General features: G+C 59.7%; 8 protein-coding genes. 2 read left to right on the plus strand and 6 right to left on the minus strand.

What is annotated here, in order from left to right:
• From HRF49_04420 to dinB, 3 genes are all read right to left on the minus strand, one after another.
• Nucleotides 1-932: hypothetical protein (locus tag HRF49_04420; protein MEP0813894.1), on the minus strand; the 932-nt coding region annotated here is incomplete at its 3' end.
• Between the two features lie 243 nt (nucleotides 933-1,175).
• Nucleotides 1,176-4,052: a hypothetical protein gene (locus HRF49_04425; GenBank protein MEP0813895.1), complete on the minus strand. Its 2,877-nt coding sequence runs from the start codon at nucleotides 4,050-4,052 to the stop codon at nucleotides 1,176-1,178.
• A gap of 77 nt (nucleotides 4,053-4,129) precedes the next feature.
• Nucleotides 4,130-5,743 carry a DNA polymerase IV gene (dinB, locus tag HRF49_04430; GenBank protein ID MEP0813896.1) on the minus strand — a complete coding sequence of 538 codons (1,614 nt, stop codon included), beginning with the start codon at nucleotides 5,741-5,743 and terminating at the stop codon, nucleotides 4,130-4,132.
• Between the two features lie 142 nt (nucleotides 5,744-5,885).
• Between dinB and HRF49_04435 the strand changes: the two genes are divergently transcribed.
• Nucleotides 5,886-6,173, plus strand: a complete 288-nt coding sequence (locus tag HRF49_04435; protein MEP0813897.1) for a hypothetical protein — start codon at nucleotides 5,886-5,888, stop codon at nucleotides 6,171-6,173.
• A gap of 9 nt (nucleotides 6,174-6,182) precedes the next feature.
• On the opposite strand, the gene HRF49_04440 is transcribed toward HRF49_04435, so the two are convergent.
• Nucleotides 6,183-7,064: a hypothetical protein gene (locus tag HRF49_04440; protein MEP0813898.1), complete on the minus strand. Its 882-nt coding sequence runs from the start codon at nucleotides 7,062-7,064 to the stop codon at nucleotides 6,183-6,185.
• A 255-nt stretch (nucleotides 7,065-7,319) separates the two neighbouring features.
• Between HRF49_04440 and HRF49_04445 the strand changes: the two genes are divergently transcribed.
• Nucleotides 7,320-7,526, plus strand: a complete 207-nt coding sequence (locus HRF49_04445; protein ID MEP0813899.1) for a type II toxin-antitoxin system HicB family antitoxin — start codon at nucleotides 7,320-7,322, stop codon at nucleotides 7,524-7,526.
• A gap of 314 nt (nucleotides 7,527-7,840) precedes the next feature.
• On the opposite strand, the gene HRF49_04450 is transcribed toward HRF49_04445, so the two are convergent.
• Together HRF49_04450 and HRF49_04455 are read right to left on the minus strand one after the other, a co-directional pair.
• A complete protein-coding gene (locus HRF49_04450; protein MEP0813900.1) occupies nucleotides 7,841-9,292 on the minus strand; it encodes a (Fe-S)-binding protein in 1,452 nt (483 codons plus the stop codon).
• A 228-nt stretch (nucleotides 9,293-9,520) separates the two neighbouring features.
• On the minus strand, nucleotides 9,521-9,823 hold the full coding sequence (locus HRF49_04455) for a hypothetical protein (GenBank protein ID MEP0813901.1): 303 nt from the start codon (nucleotides 9,821-9,823) through the stop codon (nucleotides 9,521-9,523).
• Nucleotides 9,824-10,258: the final 435 nt, after the last annotated feature.

A 10,258-nucleotide genomic window follows, 5' to 3' on the forward strand; every position in this document is an offset into this window, starting at 1 on the left:
CCGGTTCCGGTATTGAACACGGCTTCGTTCGAGTATTCGCCCTGCGCGCCAAGCGAATCCAGCGGCGCGACGCGGAATTTCGTCCCGTCGAGGACGGGCGGAAGCACTCCCCCCTCCCAGTCGCCGAGCGTGACGCTGAAAGTCTTGAATCCGCCGGAGGGCGGAAGCGTTGCGCTTGCGAACATGACTCGGCTTTCGGTCGGTACGCTCTGCCAGACGGTATCGCCGGGGGGGAGGAATTCGATTGTGTAACTCTGCACCACCGCCAGGTAATTCAGCGCGATGGGCGTCACGTCGTCAATCCCCACCTCGCCGCTGCCGGAGCCGTCAACGACGCGTTCGGCCTCGTCGTTGGTCCCGTCGTTCGTGAGCGCGCCGAAATTCAAGGCTATCGGCGTCACGTCGGATATCCCGACCTCGCCGTCCTGGTTGTAGTCGCCCTTGTTAGCGTACGTCCACGAGAGCGATATCTTTCCTGCCTGGGCGGTCGCTCCGGCCGCAAGATCGCCGACGATTCCGAATCCCTCTCTCGGCGCAATCGAAGCAGAGCGGTCGAACTTGTCCGAATCGGCGAAGTACGGATCGCGTGCCAGCGCCGCGGGTAGCCTGACCTTCCCCTTTTCCGGCGTCCCGTAGATGCGCATTATCTCTTCGAAGAACCGATCCGTGAGCCGGTCGAGGCGCGTGTCGTAATCCATCGAGGCGAGCTTCGCATCCTTGCGGGATAAATCTTCCGCATCGGGGATTCCCAAATCCCGCGCGATTTCGACGGGAGACGAGGCGGGCGGAGCCGCATCCGGAGACGGCGAGGCCGCGGGCCTGCCGCCCGACCTGCCGCACGATAAAACCGCCAGGGAAAAAAGCAAAACGAAAACGAATGAGTACGCAAAACCCCGGCGGCGGTTGAGCGCCGGCATGAACGATGATGCCATTTTGTTTACCTCCGGCAGCAATTGGCCCGGTGAATCCGGACGGCCCCCGTCAAGCCATCACAAAGCGAAAGAATGAATCCCGCGATTTCCCGGGGGCTGCGCGGCACAGTAAAGGGCCTACATTACATGATACCGCAGTATGCGTATTTTACTAATAAAACGAAACGAGAATGCGCAGAGTTTACCTAAAGAAGTCCTGCTACCGCGCATTCTGCGGACGGCCCGTTCCTGCCGCGGCCCCAATCAGGAAAACAGCGCTATTTCGACCGATTTCGCGACCGCGCGCGAAAGGGAGTCCGCGCCGCGCCCGATGCAAGTGACCCATTTTTTGCCGTGGTCGTTTATATACTTCCTTATCATCCTTCCAAGAATCGTGCGCATCATCCTGTGAACCACGACGGCGTCAGCCGAGGCAAGCTCCGCCTTCATCCTTTCGAACTGCCTGCCGAAGTTGTGGCTCCAGTAGGTGAAGTTGAATTTTAGATTGACGAGCGGCCACGCGTCGCCGAATTCGGATTCGAGAAGCGCGCGGCATTTTTCTTCGCACTGCGCCTCCCGCTCGTCTCCGCCTATGACGAGAATGCCCAGACCGCCCTTGAGCTTTAGCTGCGAGCGAAGCGTGTCGCGGTCCACGGACGTAATTTCCGCGGCTTTTTCGCGGGCGATTTCAAGGCGCTTCGTCACGCTGTTGACAAGGCTTTCGGATACGCCCGCGGTTTTCAGCCTCTCCAGGTACTCCTCCACCTCGTCAATGTCGCCGGCGTCCTTGCTTTTTTCCGCGATCGTCGTCATTCGTTTGAGAAGTCCCGACTCGGCCGCGCGCGCGAGGCGCGCCTCGTCGCCGGTTTCCCACGCGCGCTCGAACGCGAGCGTGCGCAGGTCGAGCGTGGTCAAACCATGCAGCCCGTCGGCCGTCAGAAGAAAATCGATCCAGCCGTCCATCAGCATCGGGTGCTCGGTCGCCAGCGCGTCCAGCTTTTCTATGAATGCGGCAACCGCTGCATCGGATAATCCATGGCTGCTTTTCAGTATGTCGAGGTAATGCGTAAACCTGTCGCGGAATCCGACGCCGGGGGAGTCAATCATCTCTTCAAACAGCTTCCACACATCATCGTTTTCGGCGGCGAGCGCCGCGATAAGCTCAAGCAGGTCTTTTCCCGGCTTTGCCGGATGCAGTTTGCATTCCGCCATTTTGAGGACGAGCGAGGCGGCCTCCCTAGTGCGTCCAAGTATATACAAATCGTTGAGTATGGGCACCACGTCTTCCCATTCAAATTCGACGGATTCAGCCAGCGCAAGCTCCACGCCTGTGATGATCCGGTCGAGATTGTGCTGCGCGTCGAGCCGGGAAAGCGAAATAGCAAGCATCATATGCGCGGCGGCGAGACTTGGGTAGGATTGCGTCCGCGCCCATCGGCGTCTCATTGCCGGTATCGCGGCCTCGAGCTCGCGCACCGCTTCCTCGTATTTTTCATTAGAGAAATGGATCGCGCCGCGCAGGAACCGCGCCTTGGGCGAGTCGTCCGGCGCGGCTTCCACGGCCCGGTCGAGCAGCTCCTTTTCCGCTGCGAGAGTCGCCAGGCCGAATCCGCCCTTTTCCCGCGCGAGCGGGAATATCCGCGCGAGGTCCGCGATCGCGGCGCGCGCGAGCGCGAGGTCGGCAAGCGTCGCCGCGTACTCGCCGCGCGAGTGCAGCGCGGGCTCAAGCTCCGCCGCGAGTTTTTCCAGAAGCGAACGCGCCTCAAGGAAATCCTTTTTCGCCATCATGCATTGCGCGGCGCGGCGCGCGATTCCGTTGACCGCGTTTCGCAACTCGGAGGACGCGGGATTGGCCGCGATTTTCTCGCGCGCGATCGAAAGCGCGCCGTCGATTGCCGCGGACAAATCCAGGCCGTCGGCCGCGCGCAGGTCGCGGACGTACGCGGACAGCGCTTCACGGTAAGGCTCGAGCCTGGCCGCCAGATCGCCGGGCGGCAGATACTTCGCGCGCGATTCAAGAACGGCGCCGGAGTCCGGCCATCTTTCCGCGGCGAACAGCGCGTCCTCCAAGTTGCTTCCGAACGCAATGCCGAAGTCCGGATCTTCCAATAAGTCCAGCACCTGCGCGCGCTTGGTGTCGAATGTGCGCACCAGCGCGTCGTTATTTCCCGCCTGCGCGTATCCGCAAAGCAGCCCGAAAGTGTGGTACCTCGCGGCATCCTCGCCAAGCCGCGCGTCCTGCGCGGTCAGGCTCACGCCGGCAAGCGCTTCCAGGAATCCCGCGTGAAACTTGCTCTCGACGCGCGCGGAATTCAAGTGGATAATCTCGTCCACCATGTCCGCGATTTCCTCCAGCGTGAGCGCGCCGAATTCCTTCATCGCGGATGCCGTAATGAGCTTGCGGATTGTTTTGTCGAGCACGGTTTCCCAATCGCCGGAAGGGCGGCGGGCAGCCGGGGACGGCGCCGGCGCGGGCGCTGCGGCCGGTTCCGTTTCGCCGGATTCCGTCTCGTACGGTGCGACGACGAAGCGCTCGCTTTCGTCCAGGATTTCGATTTCGACTTCGGCTTCCGCCGCGGCCGCGGCTTCCGCGTCCGCCTTGTGCCAGTCGGTAAGCTTGTCTATAAGCCCGGTATTTTCGAGAAGGTTAACCGCCCAGTCCCGCCGGTTCGCGTTGCGCCGGAAATAAACAGACAAAACGTACAAAAAGCTTTCGAGCGGAAATGCGGGATAGGCCTTTTTCAGGCGCTGCGCGGCCTTGCCCACCTTCGACCAGTCGTACTCCTTCCAGTTGCCGTTAGGATCGAGAATGTGGCCGTCGGAGGGCATTCCGGCTTTTTTGAAAAAATCCGCCTGCTCGTTTTTATAGCGCGTGTTGAAAAACTGGGTGAGCACATGCGAGAATACAATCGCGGCGGTGCGCCGGTCGTCCACCCGGTTTTTCAGCCACTGCCGGAAAAGCGCGGGCGACATCCGCTGGAGGAAATCGCCGCGGAAGCTGCCGGTCTTGCGAAGCGTCTGTCGCAGCAATCCTTCCGGCAGCGTGAATACGAACGATTTTATTTCCTTCAACGATTCATCGTCGAAGGCGTCGATTGCCTTCGCCAGAATCTCCGGCGAATTGAAGCCGAAATTTCCCATTGCCTTCCCTACCTCAAATGCAGGATGGGAAAGTATACCCCGGAATCGCCGAGATTGCCCGCGGCGAAGAAATCCCGCTATTTCATTTTCCGCGGCCTTGCGACCTCCAATCCCCCGGCTTCGCCGATGCCCGCCCTTCTTTTCTTTTTCGCGATCAGTCTTTTCAGCGACGGGCCGGTGCCTATCGAGTCGTAGCCGTAGCGGTCGCGGATTTCGTCCACCGCTTCGTGAAGCACCTCGGCCTCGTCCAGCGAAAGCACGCCGTCGAACGGCATCGCATCGGGTAATCCCGGCGCGGCCGCATCGCGGAACATCACCGGCCGCGCGAGCCTGCCCGGCTTCATCCGCTCGAAACGCGAATCCGCGTCGAAAAAGTGCGAGCCGTCGCCCGCGGAGAAAAGCTCAAGCTGCCCTCCGTCGAACGAAAGTGAAGACAGCCGCACGCCGACAAGCCTCACCGCCGCGCGCCGGGTGTGCAGCTTCGCCAAAAGCGCCTCGGCGAACGGCCATATCACCTCGTCCACACACGTGCGCGGAATCGACATCTGCGACGTGTGCGTGTCGAAGTCGAAGTATCGCAGCTTTACCGAAATTTCGCGGCATTTGAGTTTCTCACGCCGCAGCCGGAAACATGCGCGCTCGAGCAGGCTTCGCATTACCTCTTTCACCTTGGCGATGTCGTCCACGTCGGCGCGGAACGTGCTTTCGTTTCCAATGCTTTTGGGAAGGCTGCGCTCCTGGTAAATCGAAACCTCGCGGCCCCGCGCCTTTTCCGAAATATACCCGCCCCACTTTCCGAACCGCGCGACGAGCTTTTCCTTCGGGCACGCCGCAAGCTCGCCGATGAACCGGATGCCCATCGCCCGTAGCGCTTCGGTCGTCTTCGGTCCGATGCCGGGGATGCGGTCAACCGTCATCGGAGAGAGCCACTCCGCCTCGGTTCCCGGCGGCACGATGTACAGCCCGTCAGGCTTGCCTTCCTTGCTTGCTATTTTGGCGACGAGGCGGTTTCTCCCCCCCCCGATCGTCATCGGCAGCCCCGTCTTGACGAAGACTTCGCGCTTGAGCATCCGGCCAAGTTCCCAGAGATCGGGATGAACGCGCTCCATCCCGGTCACTTCGCAATAGAATTCGTCAATGGACGCGGCGCGGACTTCGGGCAGGTGGCTTTCGAGGATATGCATAACGCGGTCGCTGTACTTGGAGTAATCATGTCCGCGGCCGTAAACGAACTCGCCGTGAGGGCAGAGCTTTGCCGCGGTGCGCAGCGACATCCCGCTTCGCACGCCGAAGACGCGGGCCTCGTAGCTGCACGCCGCGACCACGCCGCGGGCGCCCTTCGGCCCGCCGACGATTACGCTGCGCCCGATGAGCGACGGGTCGAACAGCCGCTCGACCGAAACGAAAAACGTGTCCATGTCGCATAGGAAGACCATGCGGCCGGGGCGGTTCAACCAGGCCGGATCGCGGCGGAGGGATTCATCGGAATTGCAATCGGTAGCGCGGCCTTCCCAGGCCGCGGCATCCGCGGGCGCGATCGAATCCGCGGCCTGGGATGGCCGCTGTACCAACGAAGATTCCGTACCGCGTCCGTTTCCGTCCGGATCGAAGTCAAATCCGGATTTGACGCGGGATTTGGCGGGGGAGAACCCCGTCATCCTGCGCCTGTCGAATTCGGTGAATGCGCCCATACGTCACCCCGGCGGCAAATGCCACACGCTTGTATAGTATCGCACTTGGCGGGAGTTGTCAAGGGAAAAACGAGTTCAGAGTTAAGAGTTCGGAGTTGAGAGTGAATACAAGGAGCCGAGGCTTCAGCCTCGGAACGACGTTTTGCATGCGGTTGTTTGGCTGGATACGGCCAAAGCCGAAGCGAGGATTATGGAAGTCGCGCCGCCGCAGAACGGAATCGAAATGATCAAGAACGCTCCGATATCCGAGCTTGTCGCGGCGCGTGGAGTTGCTCGGCAAAGTTGTTGTCGTCACGGAATCCAAAATAAGGATTTCCAAATTTCCTTCATTGGATTAGCCTTAGCGCAGACAGCAGTCTCGCCGCCGAAAGACGGCATCGAAACGATCAGGAACGTCCCGAATTCCGAGCTTGTCGCGGCGAGGGAGTAGCGGAATTTCCTACTGCTTTGAAATTATTGGTTCGCCTGATTCAAGCAAAAGTAATATCGAATCTGGCACTCCATTGGAGTAAAAGGCGGTTATCAAACCTGCGGATTCATTTTTCCCAAAATGCCATCCGGCAGATTGTACCACTGTATTCATTGTCGAGTATTCTTCCGGAGTGTGGGTAGATGAAGCCAGGTTTTGCCTGCCCATAACATCCAAACCCCTGTTCCAACGCGCGCCGTATAATCCCATAATATATTGATCAACCTCAACCGGCTGAATTGGCATAGTTGCATCTATTGTTTTCGCATCCGCGGCTACTATCGGCCCGTCGCTTTTATAGAAAAACTCCCCCGGAAGGAAGAACTTCGGATGCTTTGGATCCTGCCATATGTCGTAGAACGGGTAGCCCGCGAAGTCGGCGTATGTAGGCTCTTTCGTCAACTTGCCGTACGCGTCCTTCTTTTCGACCGTTCCATAACGATGGTCGGGCATCACGTTGCCCATCTTGTCCCCGCCCAATCCGAACCGACAGCCGAGCGTTTTCCCTAGCGCGTCCGGACGAAGCGTATCGTCAACCTTCGCCTGGTGTTCGAGAACTTCAACGCCGCGTTTCCCGGCGAAAAACGGATTGCGCGGATACTCGGTTATGAATCCGCCCCTCAGAAGCGGATCGGCAACCACATCGCCGCCGTAAAGAAACGGGGGATAGGTGCCATTGTTGCTAACTGCATACCTCTCGACTCCAAGCTGGATATAGTGCAGATTCGATTTCGCTTCGGCCTCCTTCACCCTGTCCTTGACGCGGAGATACGCGGGGATCGCGAACGCCGCGACGAGCAGGATGAACGCCGCAATCGCGGCGATTTCAAGCGCAAGCTGGTACCTTCTCATGGCGCAACCCCCAAAGAGAGCGCGCCCGCGGGACTGTACTTTCAATGCCGGCGGCGAAACTCAACCGCCGTTTAAACGCAAAAAAGCCCCGGTGCACCGGAGCCTCGACCGGGGAGATTATACCGGAAATAACTGCATTTCTCCGCAGTTTTTGGGGAATCGGTATATTCGTCCTGCCGCCCGGCGTCATGACTGCAGGTTTTAACGGTATAATCACCCTGCCGCCGCACGCGGATTGCGAAAAGGCGAAGCTTTATGAGGCTGCTGGTAACACTTGAAGATTACGGCGACGGATGGATTGTGGCCGAGTGTCCGTCCATCCCCGGCTGCGTATCCCAGGGCCGCACGGAGGACGAAGCTCTGGCGAACATCCGCGAAGCCATCGAGCTTTGCCTTGAAGTGCGCGAGGAGCTGGGGATGCCCAAGACGGTCGAAGTACGCGAGCTTGTGGTCGCGGGATGATTCCGAAATTTCCCGTCGTATCTGGCTTGGACGCGGCCCGCGCGTTCGAACGCCTGTGGTGGCGGTTTCAACGAAGGAAGGGCAGCCACCTCTGCTATACAAAGCCCGGCGTTCCTTCCACGCTGTAGATTCCCGATCACTACGAGCTATCCATCGGAACGCTGCGAAAACTGATCAAGCTTGCCGAAACGAGCGTTGAAGAATTTAGCGAGGCTTTGAAAAAGTAAAATTGTTGATCAGTTAGCCTCGCCTGCTCTGCCAGAATCCGCGGATCCGGACGGCTCGGCATCATAGCGGCCGCACGCAGTGCGCTCCTACCGCACCGCGCGCGCAACGACTTCGGAAAGGTGCACGCTGCGATGCTTTCCGCCATGCGCGGCGGAGTGCTGGTTAAGGTAATACAGGCACGCGGGGCAGGTCGTCGCGATTTCCTCCTCCGGCGCCGCCGCAAGGAAATCGCCTTTCTTGTCCGCGATTTTCTGCGCGAGCTTCGGGAAATCCACGCAGAACGTTCCGCCGAATCCGCAGCACGCGTCCTCGCCCGCGCGCGGCGTGTATGCGGCCGCGCGCCCCAGCATCTCCCGCGGCTCCCGCGTTATTTTGAGCGCGAATTTCTGGTGGCACGGGTCGTGGAATCCGATCGCGCCTTCGGCCGCGTCGAGCTTCAATTTGTCCCCCGCGAGCTTCATGACCTCGAAGTCCATTTTTATTTTTTTTGAGAATTCGACGAATTCCGCGCCGAACTTTTCGGGATAAATCATTTTCATCGTTTTCGCGCAGGTCGGATTCGAAGCGACGATGTACTCGCAGCCAAGCGAAGTAAACCGCTCGCGCGTCGCGCGCGCCATCCGCTCGAACGCCGCCATATCGCCCGTGCCCAGCACCGGCGCGCCGCAGCATCCCGCGTCCTCCGGGATTACGACCTCGAAGCCCGCGGCTTCGAGCACCGCGACCGTGTCGCGCGCGACCGCGGGATAAAGCGTGTCGGTCATGCAATCCACCAGATACGCGACGCGCGGCCTGCGCGACGGCACCGCGGCAGCGCCGACGCGGACCGCGCCCGCGGGCGTGCTCGCCGCGGCGATGAGCGCGGGTTCCTGCTTCGGCGCGCGTTTTCTTGCGAACGCGCTGCCGATGAAAAACTTTCCCGCGATCTTGGGAATCGCGATTTGTCCCAGGAACCAGAACGCGTCTTCGGATGGAGTTTTGAAACGCTCGGATGGTTCGGAATTAGATTTGACTGCCCGTGCGCCGATCCGGAGATCCGCGGTATATTTGGATTTGTTGGATTTATCGGCGACGCGCGACGGATGCCAGAAGATTCCCCAGATTTGCTGCGCCAGCCAAAGCGAGCGCGCCGCGAAATGTATCAGCATCCTCGACGGAAGTATTTGCGCGGTAATCCAGTCCGAAATGCGCGGGAGCAATTTCCGCCGCGTGATTTCCGCGCGTCCTTCCTCGAAAACGCTGACGGTGTGGATGTTCGACGGGCAGACGTCCATGCAACGGTAGCAGCGCAGGCAGCAGTCGAGCATCCCCTCGAATGCGGGCGTTATCGCGGGCGCGGCCGCGCCCAGCGCAACCGTCCCGTCCGGCCCGGCCTCGATTCCGCCCGACAGCAGGAACGCGTCGATGAGCTGCATGTGGCCGCGCGCGGTGTGGCCCTCCTGCCGCGTTTCGAGGAACACCGGGCAGACGTACGTGCACGTGCCGCAGAGCGAGCAGCGGTCGATCTCGTGCTCCGGCGTGAAGTAGCGTCCGGCCATCGGAGTATATTACCCCGCAGACGCGCGGCTTGCCGAAGCGAGATGGCCGCCCAGCCGATTTGTGAATTCCGCCGCTTCGCGCTTGCATTTTAGCCGGCGCATCGCGGCAACAGCCGCGACGCTGTGCGCCGTACAAACAGCCGCGGTGCCGGCCGGTAAGGGATGCAACCGCGCAAAATCCGGGGGGCTGGCGGGGTGGGACCGGCCGCTGCCCGGAATGCAACAAAGCTAGGTAACACGTATAGTTTTCGGTACGCTCAAATGCTGCTCGCCGTCGTAGAATGTTGCGCGAATTACGACGACATACTCGCCGGGTTGCTCGAAGGTGTGGCGCATTTTGGGATCGAAAAGCCCTTTGAGCGACTCATGCCACTCGTCCGTTACGTCATGCCATCCTGTGCCATCGCCGAAGTCCACCTCCATCAAATTGATAAATTCTCTGGGGGACGGCGGATCTTCCAAATACCGTATAACATCTATTCGGTACTGCCAATCAAGGGGGGCTTGCCCTTCGCTTGGTGAACCGTACATTATGTGAACCGCACGATGGCTGACATATGGAAGGGGCGGATTGGAATAGTGCGTGCAACTGCAAAATAATGCAGTTTGCAGCGCCAATAACGAAACAAGTGCGAAGAAAAGGGGGATTAGCTTTCGCATTACCATCCCTCCAACGCTTCGTCGTAATCGCAAATTCCCGCAATCTTCTTGACCATGAAAGAAATTAACTTCATCTGAACCTCCCTTGGGCTAATACAAAAACACAAAAACGGCATCCGGGAGCGGACGGGATAGAACCGCCCGCGCCCCGGAAATGTGCAAATCAATCAAGCAACGAACAACGTCAGCTTCCGGCGTCTTCGGGGGGGAGGACGGTGATTGTTATGTTTGCAAGGCTATCAAGTGTCCATCCATCCCAATATGTCACCTTGGCTTTAATCGTGAATTGCCCCGGGATAGTGTATA

The organism is bacterium, from assembly GCA_039961635.1.
Classification (GTDB): domain Bacteria; phylum 4484-113; class 4484-113; order JAGGVC01; family JAGGVC01; genus JABRWB01.

Bases quoted from the DNA above. Each gene is read 5' to 3' on its own strand.
- HRF49_04425 (MEP0813895.1), bottom strand. From the start codon at position 4,052: ATGGGAAATTTCGGCTTCAATTCGCCGGAGATTCTGGCGAAGGCAATC.
- dinB (MEP0813896.1), bottom strand. From the start codon at position 5,743: ATGGGCGCATTCACCGAATTCGACAGGCGCAGGATGACGGGGTTCTCC.
- HRF49_04440 (MEP0813898.1), bottom strand. From the start codon at position 7,064: ATGAGAAGGTACCAGCTTGCGCTTGAAATCGCCGCGATTGCGGCGTTC.
- HRF49_04445 (MEP0813899.1), top strand. From the start codon at position 7,320: ATGAGGCTGCTGGTAACACTTGAAGATTACGGCGACGGATGGATTGTG.
- HRF49_04450 (MEP0813900.1), bottom strand. From the start codon at position 9,292: ATGGCCGGACGCTACTTCACGCCGGAGCACGAGATCGACCGCTGCTCG.
- HRF49_04455 (MEP0813901.1), bottom strand. From the start codon at position 9,823: ATGTACGGTTCACCAAGCGAAGGGCAAGCCCCCCTTGATTGGCAGTAC.